General features: G+C 77.0%; 13 protein-coding genes. 3 read left to right on the top strand and 10 right to left on the bottom strand.

Annotated features, from left to right (window positions below; all coding sequences use genetic code 11):
- Positions 1-3: 3 nt before the first annotated feature.
- From mraY to mraZ, 7 genes are all read right to left on the bottom strand, one after another.
- Positions 4-1083 carry a phospho-N-acetylmuramoyl-pentapeptide-transferase gene (gene mraY / locus GOBS_RS16000; protein WP_012949300.1) on the bottom strand — a complete coding sequence of 360 codons (1080 nt, stop codon included), beginning with the start codon at positions 1081-1083 and terminating at the stop codon, positions 4-6.
- Positions 1080-2465 carry a UDP-N-acetylmuramoyl-tripeptide--D-alanyl-D-alanine ligase gene (locus tag GOBS_RS16005; RefSeq protein ID WP_243697749.1) on the bottom strand — a complete coding sequence of 462 codons (1386 nt, stop codon included), beginning with the start codon at positions 2463-2465 and terminating at the stop codon, positions 1080-1082. The genes mraY and GOBS_RS16005 overlap by 4 nt, the downstream gene beginning before the upstream one ends.
- A 5-nt stretch (positions 2466-2470) precedes the next feature.
- Positions 2471-4042 carry a UDP-N-acetylmuramoyl-L-alanyl-D-glutamate--2,6-diaminopimelate ligase gene (locus tag GOBS_RS16010; RefSeq protein WP_012949302.1) on the bottom strand — a complete coding sequence of 524 codons (1572 nt, stop codon included), beginning with the start codon at positions 4040-4042 and terminating at the stop codon, positions 2471-2473.
- A gap of 248 nt (positions 4043-4290) precedes the next feature.
- A complete protein-coding gene (locus GOBS_RS16015) occupies positions 4291-6114 on the bottom strand; it encodes a peptidoglycan D,D-transpeptidase FtsI family protein (RefSeq protein ID WP_012949303.1) in 1824 nt (607 codons plus the stop codon).
- Positions 6115-6116: 2 nt separating this feature from the next.
- Positions 6117-6704, bottom strand: coding sequence for a cell division protein FtsL (ftsL, locus tag GOBS_RS25565; protein ID WP_049788329.1), 588 nt, complete (start codon positions 6702-6704; stop codon positions 6117-6119).
- Between the two features lie 313 nt (positions 6705-7017).
- Positions 7018-8010 (bottom strand): 16S rRNA (cytosine(1402)-N(4))-methyltransferase RsmH, encoded by a 993-nt coding sequence (gene rsmH / locus GOBS_RS16025; protein ID WP_012949305.1) that lies wholly within the window; start codon positions 8008-8010, stop codon positions 7018-7020.
- Between the two features lie 496 nt (positions 8011-8506).
- Complete coding sequence (gene mraZ / locus GOBS_RS16030; RefSeq protein WP_012949306.1) at positions 8507-8941, bottom strand: division/cell wall cluster transcriptional repressor MraZ; 435 nt, start codon at positions 8939-8941, stop codon at positions 8507-8509.
- A gap of 459 nt (positions 8942-9400) precedes the next feature.
- On the opposite strand from mraZ, the gene GOBS_RS16035 reads away from it, so the two are divergent.
- From GOBS_RS16035 to GOBS_RS16045, 3 genes are read left to right on the top strand one after another with little or no spacing between them, the layout of a single operon-like run.
- Positions 9401-10381, top strand: a complete 981-nt coding sequence (locus tag GOBS_RS16035) for an AAA family ATPase (protein WP_012949307.1) — start codon at positions 9401-9403, stop codon at positions 10379-10381.
- Between the two features lies 1 nt (position 10382).
- The gene (locus tag GOBS_RS16040) at positions 10383-11744 is read left to right on the top strand and encodes a DUF58 domain-containing protein (protein WP_012949308.1); all 1362 of its coding nucleotides are present in this window, start codon (positions 10383-10385) and stop codon (positions 11742-11744) included.
- The gene (locus GOBS_RS16045) at positions 11741-14119 is read left to right on the top strand and encodes a transglutaminase TgpA family protein (protein ID WP_012949309.1); all 2379 of its coding nucleotides are present in this window, start codon (positions 11741-11743) and stop codon (positions 14117-14119) included. The genes GOBS_RS16040 and GOBS_RS16045 overlap by 4 nt, the downstream gene beginning before the upstream one ends.
- An 88-nt stretch (positions 14120-14207) precedes the next feature.
- On the opposite strand, the gene GOBS_RS16050 is transcribed toward GOBS_RS16045, so the two are convergent.
- The 3 genes from GOBS_RS16050 to dinB all read right to left on the bottom strand — a co-directional run bounded on the left by GOBS_RS16050 (position 14208) and on the right by dinB (position 16497).
- Positions 14208-14558 (bottom strand): DUF2750 domain-containing protein, encoded by a 351-nt coding sequence (locus tag GOBS_RS16050; protein WP_012949310.1) that lies wholly within the window; start codon positions 14556-14558, stop codon positions 14208-14210.
- A 91-nt stretch (positions 14559-14649) separates the two neighbouring features.
- Positions 14650-15066 carry a DUF3040 domain-containing protein gene (locus tag GOBS_RS16055; RefSeq protein WP_012949311.1) on the bottom strand — a complete coding sequence of 139 codons (417 nt, stop codon included), beginning with the start codon at positions 15064-15066 and terminating at the stop codon, positions 14650-14652.
- Positions 15067-15327: 261 nt separating this feature from the next.
- Positions 15328-16497, bottom strand: a complete 1170-nt coding sequence (dinB, locus tag GOBS_RS16060; protein WP_279432617.1) for a DNA polymerase IV — start codon at positions 16495-16497, stop codon at positions 15328-15330.
- Between the last annotated feature and the right edge of the window lie 61 nt (positions 16498-16558).

Raw genomic sequence — 16558 nt, forward strand, 5'->3', positions numbered from 1 at the left:
CCCTCACAGTCCGGCGATCGCCAGCCAGTCGGCGTAGAACAGGCCCAGCCCGAAGGCGACCGACATCCCGGTCACCAGCCAGAAGCGCACGATCACCGTGTTCTCGGTCCAGCCGGCCAGCTCGAAGTGGTGGTGCAGCGGCGCCATCCGGAACACCCGGCGGCGGGTGGCCCGGAAGAAGGCCACCTGGATGACCACCGACAGCGTCACCGCGACGAACAGCCCGCCGAGCACGACCAGCAGCAGCTCGGTGCGGGTGACGACGGCGAGGCCGGCGAGCAGCCCGCCGAGGGCCAGCGAGCCGGTGTCTCCCATGAAGATCCGGGCAGGGCTGGTGTTCCACCACAGGAAGCCCAGGCAGGCGCCCAGCCCGGCGGCCGCCACCAGCGTGACGTCCAACGGGTCGCGGACGATGTAGCAGCCCTCGATCAGCTCGCTGGTGCAGTCGTGGGTGAACTGCCAGAACGAGATGATCGTGTAGGCGCCGCAGACCATCGCCGAGCAGCCGGCCGCCAGCCCGTCGAGGCCGTCGGTGAGGTTGACCGCGTTGGAGAACCCGGCGATGAACAGGTACGCGAGGACCACGAAGCCGACCGAGCCCAGGAACAGCGGGCCGATGTCGCGGACGTAGGAGACGAACTCCGAGGCCGGGGTGATGCCGGCCTCGTCCGGGAAGTTCAGCGCCAGGACGGCGAAGGCGACCCCGATGACCAGCTGGCCGACCAGCTTGGAGGTCTTGTTCAGCCCGAGGCTGCGCCGGAAGCGAATCTTGAGGTAGTCGTCGAGGAACCCGACGGTGCCCAGGCCCACCATCAGGAAGAGCACCAGCAGCCCGCTGGCCGACGGCCCGCGGCCGGGCTGGTCGATCAGGAACAGGTGGGCGATGAAGTAGCCCCCGACGGTGGCCCCGACGATGACGGTGCCGCCCATCGTGGGCGTGCCCTTCTTCGACAGGTGGCTCTCCGGGCCGTCGTCCCGGATCTCCTGCCCGAAGCCCTTGCGGCGGAACAGGTGCACGGCGACCGGCGTGGCCAGGATCGAGATGATCAGCCCGAACGCGGCCGCGATCAGGATCGACCTCACGCGCCTGCCCCGGCGGCGAGGAGGTCGGCCGCGAGCACCTCGAGCCCGTAGGACCGGCTGGCCTTCACCAGCACGACGTCACCGGGCACCAGCACCTCCGTCAGCAGTTCCCGGGCGGCCGCCCGGTCGGGCACGCGCACCGCGCCCTCGCCCTCGCGGGCACCCGCGGCGAGCGCCCCGTCGGCTATCCCTACAGCATCCGGTCCGACGGCCACGACCAGGTCCACCCCGGCGGCGACGGCGTCGCGCCCCAGCCGCTCGTGCTCGTCGGCAGCGCCGGGGCCGAGCTCGGCCATCGCGCCGAGGACGGCGACCCGCCGCCGCGCCGGTAGCCCCGCCAGCGCGGCCAGCGCGGCCCGCATGGACTCGGGGTTGGCGTTGTAGGCGTCGTTGACGACGGTGACGCCGTCGTCCCGGCGGGTCACCTCCATCCGCCAGCGGCTGCGCGGCTCGGCGGCCGACAGCGCGGCGGCGACCGCGTCGGGTGCCATCCCGGCGGCGAGCGCGGCCCCGGCGGCCGAGAGCGCGTTGGCGACCTGGTGCTCGCCGACCACCTGCAGCCGCACCGCGGCACGCTCGCCGCCGGCGACCAGGGTGAAGCCGGCCCGGCCGGCCTCGTCGAGGGCGACGTCCTCGGCACGGACGTCGGCGCCCGCCGACCGGCCGGTGGTGACGACCCGGGCCCGCGTGCGCGGCGCCATGCCGATCACCCGGGGGTCGTCGGCGTTGAGGACGGCGGTGCCCTCGGCCGGCAGCGCCTCCACCAGCTCGCCCTTGGCGACGGCGATCCCGTCGGCGGAGCCGAACTCGCCCAGGTGCGCCGAGCCGACGTTGAGCACGACGCCGACGTCGGGCCGGGCCACCCGGCACAGGCGGGCGATGTGCCCCCGCCCGCGTGAGCCCATCTCCAGCACGAGGAAGCGGGTGTCCTCGTCGGCGTCGAGCACGGTGAGCGGCAGGCCGATGTCGTTGTTGTACGAGCCGGGCGGGCTGACCGTGGCGCCCGCGGTGGCCAACACCTGGCCGAGCAGGTCCTTGGTGCTGGTCTTGCCCGAGGAGCCGGTGATGCCGATCGTGACCAGGTCACCGCCCGCCAGCCGGGTGTGCACCGCCGCGGCCAGCCGGCCCAGCGCGGCGACCGGCTCGTCGACGACCACGCAGGGCAGCGCGCCGTCGGGGCGGGTGGTCAGCGCGGCGACCGCGCCGGCGGCCGCGGCGGCGGTGAGGAAGTCGTGCCCGTCCACCCGCTCCCCCGGCACGGCGACGAACAGGTCGCCGGGTGCCACGGCACGGGAGTCGACGGTGACCTTCCCGGGAACGGTGCCGGCGGCGTCCGGCGTCAGCCGGCCACCCACCGCCTCGGCCACCTCGGCCAGGCTCATCTCGATCACGCTGGAGGCTCCACTCCGGCCGGCACACGCTGCGCCAGGGCCTCGCGCAGCACGGCGCGGTCGTCGAAGGGGTGCAGGGTGCCGGCCACGTCCTGGCCGGTCTCGTGGCCCTTGCCGGCCACCAGGACGGCATCGCCGGGCCGGGCGCGGGCGACCGCCTCGGCGATCGCGGCGCGCCGGTCGCCGACCTCGACCACGTCGCCGCGCCGGTCTGCGGGGACGCCGGCGAGCATCGCCGCGCGGATGGCGGCGGGGTCCTCCGAGCGCGGGTTGTCGTCGGTGACGACGAGCAGGTCGCTGCCGCGCGCCGCGGCCTCCCCCATCGCCGCCCGCTTGCCGGGGTCGCGGTCACCGCCGCAGCCGAGCACGGTGAGGACCCGCCCGGGGGTGGCTGCGCGCAGCGCGGCGAGGGCGGTGGCGACGGCGTCGGGGGTGTGCGCGTAGTCGACGACGGCGACGAACGGCTGGCCGGCGTCCACCGGCTCCATCCGGCCGGGCACGACCGTCTCGGCCAGCCCGGTCAGCGCCGTCTCCACCGGCACGCCGACCGCGTCGAGCAGCGCCACGGCCAGGACGGCGTTGGCGACGTTGAACGCCCCGGGCAGCCGCACCCGCGCCGGCCAGCTGCGCCCGCCCGGGCCGGACAGGGTGAACGCCGTCCCGCCGCCGGGGGCGGGGCCCAGGCCGGTCGCCGTCCAGTCGGCGTCGGCGCCCTGGGTGGAGACGGTGACCGCGCGGCGGTCGCCGAGCATGCCGGCCAGCCGCCGCCCGTACGGGTCGTCGACGTCGACCACCTCGACGGCGGCGCGGCCGTCGAACAGCCGCGCCTTGGCGAGGAAGTAGTCCTCGATGTCCGTGTGGAAGTCCAGGTGGTCGCGGCCGAGGTTGGTGAAGCCGGCCGCGGCGAACGGGATGCCGCCCACCCGGCCGAGCACCAGCGCGTGGCTGGACACCTCCATGACGACCGTCTGCACGCCGGAGTCGGCCATCCGGGCCAGCAGCGCGTGCAGGGCCGGCGCCTCCGGTGTCGTCCGCACGCTGGGCAGGGTGGTGACCGTCGGCGTGCCGTCGGCGGCGCGACCGCGGGTGCGCGTCTCGACGGTGCCGACCAGGCCGGTGCCGCGGCCGGCGGCGGCCAGGCCCGCCTCGACCAGGTAGCTCGTCGTCGTCTTGCCGTTGGTGCCGGTGATCCCGATGACCTGCAGCCGCCGGGCCGGCTCGCCGTAGACCCGCGCCGCCACCGCGCCGAGCAGGCCGCGCGGATCGTCGACGACGCACACCGGCAGACCGGTGGCGGCGGCCTCCTCGCGGCCGGTCGGGTCGGTGAGGACGGCGGCCGCACCGCGCGCCGCCGCGTCGGCCGCGTACCGGGCGCCGTGCGTGCGGGCGCCGGGCAGGGCGGCGTAGAGGTCGCCGGGGCCGACCTCCCCGGAGGCCAGCGTCACGCCGGTGACCGCGGTGCCGGCGTCGCCCTGGACGGGCGCGCCGAGCAGGTCGGCGAGATCGGCGAGGGTCAGGGGGCCGGTCCCCGTCGGCCGGGACGCCGTCCCCTTCCCGCTCTGGCTCACGGGACTCCAATCTACCGGCGGGCCGGTCCCGGGCCGCCGCCCACACACGGTGGGCGCGCCACCTGCCGACGACGGCCCCGTCCCGGGCCTGGTCACGGACTGCAACGGCGCCCTGCGGGGCCCCGGGGACGTGCTGCAACGGCCACCCTCCAGGGGCCCGCTGCCCCGTCTGGGGTCCCGCCCTGAGCCTGCGAAGGGGTGGGGAGGACGGGGTACTTCGACGAGGCGTGGGGGGAAGGGTGGTCCTCCTACTGCTGCGGGCCGGTCAGCACGAAGTCGGGCCGGGGCGTCCCCGACGGCACGATGCCGTCCGCGGTCAGCGCCTGGCGCAGGATGTCGGCGAACACCGGGGCGGCAACCTGGCCGCCCTCCTCGTTGCTGGTGGGGCGCTCGAGGTCGACCGCGACGACGTACTGCGGGTCGTCGGCCGGGGCGAACCCGACGAACGTCGTCACGTAGCCCCCGCCGTCGTAGCAGCCGCACTCGGGGTTGGCCCGCTGTGCGGTGCCGGTCTTGCCGGCCACCCGGAAGCCGTCGACCTGCGCCAGCGGCGCGGTCCCACCGGGGCCGACGACGGCCTCGAGCATGTAGGCGACGTCGTCGGCGGTGGACTCGCTCAGCACCCGGGTGCTCTCCGGTGCGGGCGCCGGCCGGCCGCCGACCGAGGAGACGATGCGCGGCTCGATGCGCACCCCGTCGTTGGCGATCGCCTGGTAGACCGACGCCATCTGCAGTGTGGTCACCGAGACGCCCTGCCCGATCGGCACGTTGGCCGCCCGGCTCTCGGTCCACTCCGCGGAGTCCTGGAGGATGCCGGCGCTCTCGCCGGGCAGCTCGATCCCGGTGGTGCGGCCGAGACCGAAGGCCCGCAGGTACTCCTCCAGCTTCGCGTCGCCGACCTCGCGGGCCAGCATGATCGTGCCGACGTTGCTGGACTTGGCGAGGATGCCGGTGACCGTCCAGTCGATCGGCTGGTGGTCGTGGGCGTCACGCACCACCCTGTCCCCGGCGTCGATGCGCCCGTTCACGCTGAGCACGGTCTCCGGCGTCGCCTTGCCCTCCTCGATCGCCGCGGCCAGCGTGACCGCCTTGAGCACCGAGCCGGGCTCGAAGACGCTGGAGACGATCGGGTTGCCCAGCAGCTCGGGGTCGGTCCGCGAGTAGTTGCCGGGGTCGTAGCCCGGGCAGGAACCCATGGCGGCGACCTGACCGGTGTGCACGTCGAGGACGACGGCCGAGGCGCGCGTCGTGGCGCCGTCCTGGCAGGTCTCCTGCAGCCGCTGCTCGGTGACGAACTGCAGGTCGGAGTCGAGGGTGAGCTCGACGGTGCTGCCGTCGACGGCGGGGGTGGACTGGTCGAGGCCGGAGGGGATCGGGTGCCCGCCGCTGCCGACCTCGACCCGCCGCTCCCCCGGCGTGCCGGCCAGCTGCTCGTCGAGGCTCTGCTCGATGCCGGCCAGCCCGTGCCCCTCCCGGCCGGTGAAGCCGACGACCTGTCCGGCGACCGACCCGGCCGGGTAGAGGCGCACCGGGTCGTCCTCGGAGAAGACGCCGGGCAGCCCCAGCTCCTCGATCTCGTCGACCGTCTCCGGCGGCACCTGCGAGGCCAGGACGACGTACCGGCCGTCCCGGGAGAGCCGGTCGGTCAGCTCGGAGGTCGGGACGTCGAGCAGCGTGGTGAGCGCCAGCGCCGTGCGCGCGGGGTCGTCGACGAGCGTCGGGTCGGCGGTGATCCGGGAGGCCGCGACGGTGTAGGCCAGCGGATCGCCGTCGCGGTCGACCACCGAGCCGCGCAGCGCGGCGACGTCCTGGACCCGGATGCGGTCCTGGGTGGCGGCGAGGGCGTACTGCCCGCTATCGACGCCCTGCAGCAGCCACAGCTTGCCGGTGATCACCAGCAGCGGGACGACGACGAGGACGAAGCCGATGCTGTAGCGCCGGCGGCTGACCTGGAGCGCGCCGGCCAGCCGGCGGCTGCCGGGCGCGCGGCGGGACGTGAAGGCGCCACCCCCGTCGCGCGGCGGCGGCGTGGGACGCCGGCGGGGCGCGGGGGGACGAGGTGGACGGGCCACGGTCAGTCCCCACCCCCGGCCACGGGCGGCGGCGGGATGGCCGGGAGCTCGGCCGGCTCCGGCTCCTCGGCCGGGACGGCCTCGCCGCGCAGGGTGACGGTGCCGTCCTCCCCGACGACCAGGTAGGCGGCCGCACCCGCGGGGACCATGCCGGCGGCGCGCGCCTCGCGGGCGAGCTCGGCGGGCGTGCCGCCGGACACGACCTGCTGCTCCAGGCGCTGCACCTCCTGGGCGCGGTCCTCGTTCGCGGCCGCCAGCTGGGTCGCCTTGAGCGAGTTGACCGCGATGGCGGTGTTGAGGAACAGCAGCCCCAGCGCGGTGGCCACCAGCAGGGTCACGACGAGTAGCACGACGGGCGCGCGGTGGTCCCCGACGGTGGTGCGCAGGCGGGACGCCGGTGAGCCGGCCGCCGGGCGGGGCACCGGGCCGGTCGATGCCGCGGGCCGGGCCGCCGGGCGGCTCCGCGGCGTGCCTGCGCGCACCGGCGCGGTGTGCGCGCGGCCCGACCGGGCCGGAGCCGGGCCGGCCGCCCGCGCGGTGCTGCCCGTGGCGTGCGCCGGCGGCTCCTGGGAGGACCCCGTCCTGCCCATCCTCCGGAGGAGGGCCCCGTGCTCCTCACCGTGGAAGGACCCCGTCCTCCCCACCCCTCGCACGCTCGGGGCGGGCCCCGGGACGGGGCCGCGGCGAGCCCCTGGAGGGGGGACGGGGCCGCGACGAGCCTCCGGACGGGCGTCCTTCGCCGGCGGGGGCGCGGTCCGGCGGCCGGGAGGGCCCTCGGCCGGGCCCCCGGCCGCGCGTGCGGTGGCGCTCATGCGGCCTCCTCACGGTCGCTGGCCGGCCGCGTCCGCGGCCGGTGCGTCGTCGTGCGCGGCGTCGTCCGGACCGCCGTCGCCCCCGTGGCGCTCACGCGGCCCGCCGGATGCGCTCGGCGGCCCGCACGCGGGCCGAGGCCGACCGGGGGTTGGCCGCGACCTCCGCCTCCGACGGCGCCTCGCCGCCGCGGGTCAGCAGCCGCAGCGTCGGGCCCATCTCGGGCAGCGGCACCGGAAGCCCGGGCGGCGTGCGGTCCACCGCACCGGCCGCGAGGGTCTGCTTGACGATGCGGTCCTCGAGGGAGTGGAAGGTGATGACGGCGATCCGGCCCCCGACGGTGAGCGCGTCGAGCGCGGCCGGCAGCGCCCGCTCGAGCACGCCGAGCTCGTCGTTGACCTCGATGCGCAGCGCCTGGAAGGTGCGCTTGGCCGGGTGCCCCCCGGTCCGGCGGGTGGCGGCGGGGATCGAGGCGCGCACCAGGTGCGCCAGCCGCTCGGTGTGCGTGAACGGCGCGCGCTCCCGTTCCCGGGTGATGGCCTGGGCGATGCGGGTGGCGAAGCGCTCCTCGCCGTAGACGCGCAGCACCCGGGCGAGCCGGTCGGTGGGATAGGTGTTGACGACGTCGGCGGCGGTGCGCGGCGCCGACGGGTCCATGCGCATGTCCAGCGGGGCGTCGGCGGCGTAGCTGAAGCCGCGGTCGGGCCGGTCGAGCTGCAGCGAGGAGACGCCGAGGTCGAACAGGACCGCCTGGACCTCGGTCAGGCCGAGCCGGTCGAGCACCCCGGGCAGCTCGTCGAAGACGGCGGGGACGACGGTGGCCCGGTCGGCGACGCCGGCGTCGGTGAGCCGGCGGGTGGCCTCGGCGCGGGCATCGGGGTCGCGGTCGAGGCCGACCAGCCGCAGCCCCGGGTGGGCGCGCAGCAGGGCCAGCGAGTGCCCGGCCAGGCCGAGGGTGGCGTCGACGAGGACGGCGCCGTCGGCGGCGCAGGCAGGGGCGAGCAGTTCGGTGACCCGGTCGAGCAGCACGGGCACGTGCACCGCGGACGGCGCCCACCCTCCCAGCGCCGGCTCGGTGCTGCTCATCGTCGGCGGCTCCTGAACGGGTCGGGGCGCCCTCGGGGCGCGGAGGCCCGTCCATGGTGGGGCTGAACGGCGGTCGGGGGGCGGAGCGCAGCGGCGTTTCGCCGGTCCTCGGGGACGCTCCTGGGGCGCCCGGGGTGGGAGGGCGGGACGGGGTGGGTGTGGCTGGGGAGGAGGGCGGACGGGGTCGGTGTGGCGCGGCGGTGGGGCGAGGTGGGGGACGTGGGGCGGGGTGGGGGCCCGGCCCGCGGCTGACGCCCGGCCCGCCCCCCGCGGGGTCCGCCTGGCGTCGGGGAAGTACGTCAGGTGGAGCCCCGCGGGGACGGGCGGGCCCGCGCCGGTGGGGGCCGGCGGCGTGCCCGGTGGGCGGTGCATCTCCTCCGGTGCCGCTGGGACCGAGCCGCGGGGAAGGTGGCTCGGGCCGGTCCGGTCGAGCCGCGGGGAAGTCGGCTCGGTCGGCGGGATGGCCTCGGAGGGTCGGAGGAACGGGACGTCGGGATCAGGAGAGGGTGGGCATCCCCTCGCTCTCCATGTCGGCGTAGCTGGCCTCCTGCTCGGCCACGTAGGCGTCCCAGGTGGCGGCGTCCCAGATCTCGAAGCGGGTGTCGACGCCGACGACGACCACGTCGCGGTCGAGGCCGGCGTACTCGCGCAGGTTGGCGGGGATGGTGATGCGGCCGGTCTTGTCCGGCTCGACCTCGACCATCGACCCGAAGCTCATGCGGGCGCGCATGCGGGCCGCGGCGGTGTCGGAGGGCGCCATCGCGGCGGCCGCGGCGCTCTGCTCGGCGACCCGGGCCATGGTGAGCCCGTAGACGCAGCGCTCCTGGCCCTTCTTGATCACCATGCCGCCGGCCACCTGCTCGCGGAAGCGGACGGGGAGTGCGAGCCGGCCCTTCTCGTCGAGACGCAACGGGTAGCTGCCGACGAACACCGGATCACCTCCCCCATCGGTCCTCCTCGTGCTCCGGGGCGCCCCCGGGACGGGCCGTACCTCCCCACCGGGCCACACAGTAACCCACTACGCCCCACCGGACACCACTCGACACCATGTCGTGATCGGTCCTCTCCACCCCCGCTCCCGCAGGTCAGCGGCCCGGTGACGGGTCCCCGCCGGGCGGTGGGGCGCGGTGGGGGGCCGTCCCACCCCGCCTCACCGCGGACGTCGTCCGGCGGGGCCGGTCACGGGCTCGTGGGGGGCGCCGGTGGGGGCTCCGGGGAGGGCGCGGTGGAGGGGCTCGCCCGTGGCCGACGACACTCCCGGGACGCGTTCGGCCACGTACGGTTGAGACGTGACCGAGATCGCGAGGTCACGCACGGGCAGAGCACCGTCGGACCGGCGGCCGACGGGTTGGGAACACCTCCCGCTTGCGGGGGACAGCGAGGAGGACGCGTGACCGAGGTGACGCCGACCGCCGCACGGACCGAGGCCCCGGTCGACGTCGCGGCGGAGGGCGCTCGCATCGCGGCGAACATGGCCCGCGTCGTCCACGGCAAGCCCGACGTCGTCCACCTGGCGCTGGTCGTGCTGCTGGCCGAGGGCCACCTGCTGGTCGAGGACGTGCCGGGCGTCGGCAAGACCACCCTGGCCAAGGCGCTGGCGGGCTCGGTCGACGCGAGCGTGCGCCGGATCCAGTTCACGCCCGACCTGCTGCCCAGCGACGTCACCGGGGTGTCGGTCTACGACCAGGAGACCCGCGAGTTCGAGTTCAAGCCGGGCGCTGTCTTCGCCAACATCGTCGTGGCCGACGAGATCAACCGCGCCTCCCCCAAGACGCAGTCGGCGCTGCTGGAGTGCATGGCCGAGCGACAGGTAACCGTGGACGGCGTCAGCTACGAGCTGGCCCGGCCGTTCCTCGTGATGGCCACCCAGAACCCGATCGAAATGGAGGGGACCTACCCCCTCCCCGAGGCCCAGCGCGACCGGTTCACCGCGCGGGTCTCCATGGGCTACCCCGACCGCGAGGCCGAGCTGGCCATGCTCGACGACCTGGTGACCACCGACCCGCTGACCACGCTGACGCCGGCCACCGACGCGGCAGGGGTGCGCGCGCTGGTCGCCGCCGTCGGCCGGCTGCACGTCTCCGAGGCGGTGCGCCGCTACGTCGTGGCCCTGGTCGAGGCCACCCGCCGCTCCCCCGACCTGCGGCTGGGCGCCTCACCGCGCGCGGGGCTGCAGCTGCTGCGCACCGCCCGCGCCACCGCGGCGCTGGCCGGGCGCGACCACGTGCTGCCCGACGACGTGCAGACGATGGCCGTGCCGGTGCTCGCCCACCGCCTGCTGCTGACCCCGGACGCCGCGGCCTCCCGCCGCACCGCCGAGCAGGTGGTCACCGACCTGCTCAGGACCGTCCCCGTCCTCCGCGGGCGCTGAGGTGGCCGGTCCGGTCGCCACCGCGCTGGCGAGCCTGACGCTGCGCGGCCGCTGCCTGGTCGCCGCCGGGCTCACCCTGCTCCTGCTCGGCGTGCTGCTGGGCGAGACGCCCCTGGTTCAGGTGGCGGTCTTCGTGCTGGCGCTCCCCCTGCTGTCGGCCGTGGCCGTGGCCCGGCACCGCTTCCGGGTCGCCACCCGCCGCACCGTCACCCCCGCGCGCGTGCCGCGCGGGCGGGACGCCGACGTGCGGCTGGAGCTCGGCAACGCCGGCCGCGGCCCCGGCGGGCTGTGGCTGCTGGCGGAGACCCTGCCCGTGGAGCTCGGGCCGGCCCCGCAGTTCGTCGTCGACCGGCTGCCCGGCGGCCGATCGACGACGCTGCACTACCGGGTGCACGGCGGACGCCGGGGCCGCTACCGGCTCGGCCCGCTGCGGCTGCGGCTGGTCGACCCCTTCGGCCTGGTGCTGCGCAACGTCGTCGGCGCCGACACCGCCGCGCTGGTCGTCGTCCCCCGCGTCGTGCCGCTGGGCCCCGGGGGTCCGGGCGGCGGACAGGGCGGCGGGGGCTCGGGCGCGCACCGCTCGATCGCCGTCCACGGCGAGGACGACGTGAGCACCCGGCCGTACCGGCAGGGTGACGACCTGCGCAAGGTGCACTGGCGGGCCACCGCCCGCACCGGCGAGCTGATGGTGCGGCTGGAGGAGCGGCCCTGGCGCGCACAGGCGACCCTGCTGCTGGACACCCGCTCCCGCGCCCACCTCATCGCCCGCCCCACCCCCGCCGACCGCCGCGCCGTCGCCACCACCGGCCCGGACACGCCCCCGGCCGACAGCCTCGAGTGGCTGGTGGAGGCGGCGGCGAGCATCGGCACCGAGCTGATCGCGCGCGGTGCCACGCTCCGGGTGGTGACCGAGGGCGCCGAGCTGACCGCCGTCGAGCGCGGCGCGGGACTCGGCCCGGAAGAGCTGCTGGACCGGCTGGCGGGGGTGGCGCCCTCCCGGCTGGCGGGGCTGGCCCCGGGCCTCGGGCTGCTGACCCGCGCGGCCGGCGAGGGGCCGGTCGTGGCGCTGCTGGGGGCCGTGGGCCCCGACGAGGCCGCCGAGCTGGTGCAGGTGCGCTCCGGCCCGGCCGCCGACGTCGCCGTCCTCGTCGACATCGGCAGCTGGGCCGAGGCCGACGCCGCCCGCCGGCGCCGGCCGGTCGGCGCCGCCGCGCGCGCCGAGCTGACCCGGCAGCAGGAGGCGGCGGCGGACCTGCTGCGGGCCGGCGGCTGGCAGGTGGCCCTCGCAGGCGCCGGGGACTCGGTGGCCGACGTGTGGGCGCAGGTCGCCCGGCTCGGCGTCCTGCAGGTGGGTGCCCGGTGACCGGGGAGACCGCGCGGGGCCTGCTGCGCGACGCCGGGACGACGGTGGCCGCCGCCGTCGCGACCGCCCTGGGCACCCTCGCACTGGTGCCGGTCTTCACCGACGGCGACTGGCTGCCCCCGGTGCTCGCCGCGGTCGTCGCCGTCGCCGCGGGCGGCCTGCTGCTGCGGGTCGGCGGCGCCGCGCTCGCCGGGGACCGCGCCGCGCCCGGCTGGTGGACCGCGCTCGTCGCCGTCGCCGTCCCCTTCGGCCAGCTCGTCGTGCTGGCCTGCGTGCTCACCGCGCTGTTCGCCCCGGAGCAGGCCTGGGGCGGCTGGCTGCCGACCGGTGGCAGCCTGGCCGACCTCGGCACGGTGATGGCCGAGGGGACGGTGGAGCTGGCCGAGCAGTCCACGCCCGCGCTGCCGCTGACCGGTCTGGTCACGCTGACCACGCTGCTGGCCGGCCTGATCGCGGTCGTCGTGGACCTGGTGGCGGTCGGCGCCCGGCAGCCGGCGCTGGCCGGGCTGGGGCTGCTGGTCCTGTTCTGCGTGCCGGTGAGCACGGTGACCGGCTCGATCGGCGTGCTGCCGGTGGCCGCCCCGGCCGCGGGGCTGGCGCTGCTGCTCTTCGCCGACCAGCACCGGCGACTGGGCCGGCGCGCACCGGAGGGACGGCGCCCCCTGCTGGGGGCCGGCACGCTCACCGCCGTCCGCACCGGGGCGGTGGCCGTGGTGCTCGGGCTGGTGGTCGGCGCCGTCGTCCCCACGCTGACCGAGGGCACCTTCTCCGGCGGCTTCGGCCGCGGCGGGGGCGGCGGCTCGACCGGGACCGCCCTGGACCCGGCCGCGGCGCTGCAGGGCCAGCTGACCCTCGACGAGCCGGTCGACCTGCTGCAGGTCAACGCCTCGGTGCCCGACCCCGGGTACCTGCGGGTCGTCGCGCTGGACGTCTACGACGCCGCGGAGGGCTGGACGATGGGCAACCTCGACGGCGAGACCGCGGTCGCCGACGAGGCCGAGCTGGCCAACCTCCCCGGACGGCGCGGCGGCCGGCCGGTCGACGCGCTGGTCACCGCCCTCGGCCACGAGGACCGTTTCCTCCCGCTGCTCTACGCGCCCCAGACGGTGGACGTGGCCGAGCCGGAGCAGTGGCGCTTCGACCCGGGCAGCGGCACGGTGTTCGGCCGCGACGTGTCCACGGCCGGGCAGACCTGGACGGTGGCGGCGGTGGAGCCGCGGCCCACGCCGGAGGAGCTGGCCGCGGCCGGCCCGCTGCCTCCGGAGCTGCCGCTGGTGCAGCGCTACACCGCGCTGCCCGACCTGGACCCGAGCGTCGACGAGCTGGTCGCCACGCTGACCGCCGGCGCGCAGACGCCCTACGAGCGGGTGCAGGCGGTCTACGGGCACTTCACCGACCCGGACAGCGACTACGAGTACTCGCTGTCCACCGCGCCGGGGACCAGCGGCGACGACCTCGCCGACTTCCTGCGGCTACGGCAGGGCTACTGCGAGCAGTACGCCGGCGCGATGGCGGCGCTGGTCCGGGCGGCGGGCGTCCCGGCGCGGGTGGTGCTCGGCTACACCCCCGGGACGTCGCAGCCCGACGGCAGCCGGCTGGTCACCAGCGACGACGCGCACGCCTGGGTGGAGGTCTACTTCGACGACCTGGGCTGGGTCCCCTACGACCCGACGCCGATCGACACCGACCGCGCGGTGGAGCTGCCCTGGGCGCCCCGGCCGCAGGACCTGGAGGTCGACCCGCGCACCGACCCGATCCCCGCGCCGCTCCCCGCGCCGACGCCCCAGGGGCCGCAGCAGCAGCCGGTGCCGCAGGACGTCCCGCTGCCGCAGACCGCGCCCGAGCAGGCCGGCTCGTGGGCGCCGGTGCTGCGCGGGGCGGGGGTCGTCCTCGCCGTGCTGGCGCTGGCCGGGGCGCCGGCCGGGCTGCGGGTCCTGCAGCGCCGGCGCCGGCTGGCGACCGGGAGCCCGGCGGCGCTGTGGGACGAGCTCGCCGCCACCGCGCTCGACCTGGGCCGGACCGCCGACCCGGCGCGGACGCCGCGGCAGGTGGCCGAGCAGCTGACCGAAGCGGCCGAGCCCGGCGGCGGCGCGCACCGGCAGCACCGCCGCCAGGTCCCGGCGTCCGGGGTGGCCGAGGCGGTCACCCGGCTGGCGCGGGCCGAGGAGGCGGCCAGCTACGCCCGTCCGGGCAGCGTCCCCGCCGTTGGCCCGGAGCTGCGGGCCGACCTGGCCACCGCCCGCCGTGGGCTGCTGGCCGCGGCGCCCCGGGGAGCCCGGCTGCGTGCGCTGCTGTGGCCGCCGTCGCTGCTGGGCGGGCTGCGCGACGCCCTGGCCCGCCCGCGGTGGGGCCGCCGGACGGCGCTGCGCAACTGAGCACCGCCCTCGCGGCGAGTTCGGCTCCGGCCCCCTTGCAGGGGCCCGCCGCGAGCCTGCGAGTGGCGGGGGGCAAGGGGGTCCTTCCTCAGGCCGAGCGGTCGACCTGGAGGCGCAGCAGGCGCTCGGTGAGCTCGGCCATTGGCACGGTGAGCAGGAACCGCCCGCCCTCGGACTCCAGCCCCGCCGCTCCGACCCCGGCGGCGACCCACTCCGGGATCGCCTCGAGCAGGGCGTCGACGTCGAGGAACACCGGCCCCTCACCGGGCTCGGCGTCGGCGAGCGACTCGGCCTCCGCCCGGTCCGCCGCGGTCCACAGCGGGAGGACGTCGTGCCCGCCGTCGGTCCACGGGGCCACGCCGTCCTCGTCGCCCCAGGCCCACAGCCCCCCGGAGGCGGCGAGGTCGTTCCAGACGGCGGACGGGTCGGGGTCGGTCACGGTGCGCCTCCTGCGTCGATCGGGGCCCAGACGACGACAGCCGCCGTCCGGGAGGGACGGCGGCTGTCACGCGGAGCCGGGGACTGCCGGGCTACTGGTCGTAGCGGCGGCGGAAGCGTTCCTCGAGCCGGTTCTTCAGCGGCTGGCGGCGGACCTTGCCACCGCCGCGCCCGGCCCGGCCGCCCCGGCCGGAGGCCGAGCTGCCCGCCGGTCCGCCGGGGCCGGCCTCGACCACGCCGGTGGCCGAGCGGTAGTTCAGGACGGCGAGCGCCAGCCCGCCGAACGCGACCAGGAAACCGAGAGCGCCCAGCGGCACCGACGGGATCACCGCACCGCCGATGAGGGCGGCCATGCCGACGACGAACAGCAGGAAGCCCAGCTGCAGCTTGCGACGCGCCTTGCCGCGGCGGTCACCGCTGCGGACCGACGAGGCGAACTTGGGATCGTCATCGACGAGGGCGCGCTCGATCTGCTCCAGCAGTCGCTGCTCGTGCTCGGAGAGCGGCACGTCGACCTCCACATGGGCCAAAGCCAAGAACCCGACGGCGGTGCCCGCCGTCGGTGACACCGAGGATACGAGCCCTCCGACGGGTGCGAAAGGCGAGCCGCTCCGGGCTCGCCGTGATCACCCCGGTGGGTGGCCCACGGCCTCGGCGGGGAGACGAACGGGGTGCGGCCGGAGTTCCCGCCACCCGGTCGGAGACCACCTCGTCGGGTGCCGCGCGCCGACGGTGCCGCGGGTCCGGCGGCGCGGGTCAGGGGGCACGGGTCAGGGGGCGCGCTGCCCGTCCGGGTGCAGCAGCGTCGCCGGGCGGACCGCACCGGCGCCGAACCGGCGGGCGGCCCGGTCGGCGGCCAGCTCGGCCTCCCGGCGGCCGCGCTCCCGGGCGCCCAGCTCCAGCTGCCGCGGGGTCGACCCGGCCCGCACCAGGCGTTCGGCGCGCACGCCGACCAGCCGGATGCGGGCACGGTCCAGGCCGAGGGCGTCGAAGAGGGCGCGGGCGGTGTCGTAGACCTCCTGCCCGACGTCGGTGGCGACGTCGAGGGTGCGGCTGCGGGTGATCGTGGCGAAGTCGGCGAAGCGGACCTTGATCGTCACCGTGCGGGCCAACCAGCCGCCCGAGCGCAGCCGGCCCGCCGTCCGCTCGGAGAGCCGCAGCAGCTCCCGGTGGATGACGGCGGGGTCGTCGACGTCGGTGCCGAAGGTCTCCTCGTGCCCGGTCGACCGCTCCGGCTCGTCGGGCACCACCCGTCGCGGGTCGCGCCCCCAGGACAGCTCGTGCAGGTGCGCGCCGGCCGCCGGGCCCACCGCCCGCTGCAGCGTGCGGACCGGCACGTGCGCCAGGTCGCCGACGGTGCGCAGCCCCAGCCGCAGCAGCACCTCCTCGGTCCTGGCGCCCACCCCCCACAGCGCGCCGACCGGCAGCGGGTGCAGGAACGCCATGACCTCGGCCGGCCGGACGACCAGCAGCCCGTCGGGCTTGGCGGCGGTGGAGGCGAGCTTGGCCACGAACTTGGTGCCGGCCACGCCGACCGAGCAGGTGATGCCCTGCTCGTCGAAGACGCGGGCGCGCAGGTACTCGCCGATCGCGACCGCGTCGCCCAGCCGCCGCCCGGCGCCCGAGACGTCGAGGAACGCCTCGTCCAGGCTCAGCGGCTCGACCAGCGGCGTGATCGAGCGGAACAGCGCCATGACCGAGCGGGACACCTCGGCGTAGAGCGCCACGTCCCCCGGCAGCACCGTCGCCGTGGGGCACAGCCGCAGCGCGCGGGAGGTGGGCATCGCCGCGTGCACCCCGTAGCGGCGCGCCTCGTACGTGGCCGAGGTGACCACCCCGCGGTTGCCGGCGCCGCCCACGATCACCGGCGTCCCGGCCAGCTCCGGCCGGCGGCGCACCTCGACGCTGGCGAAGAACGCGTCCATGTCGACGTGCAGCACGGTGCAGCCCGCGGCACGGGACGACGACCCCGACGACACCCGAACCCCCCGACCTCGAACG

The sequence above is a fragment of the Geodermatophilus obscurus DSM 43160 genome (genome assembly GCF_000025345.1).
Classification (GTDB): Bacteria; Actinomycetota; Actinomycetes; order Mycobacteriales; family Geodermatophilaceae; genus Geodermatophilus; species Geodermatophilus obscurus.

Coding starts and splice junctions, on each gene's coding strand:
- GOBS_RS16005 (WP_243697749.1), bottom strand. CDS start 2,465: ATGAGCCTGGCCGAGGTGGCCGAGGCGGTGGGTGGCCGGCTGACGCCG.
- rsmH (WP_012949305.1), bottom strand. CDS start 8,010: ATGAGCAGCACCGAGCCGGCGCTGGGAGGGTGGGCGCCGTCCGCGGTG.
- ftsL (WP_049788329.1), bottom strand. CDS start 6,704: ATGGGCAGGACGGGGTCCTCCCAGGAGCCGCCGGCGCACGCCACGGGC.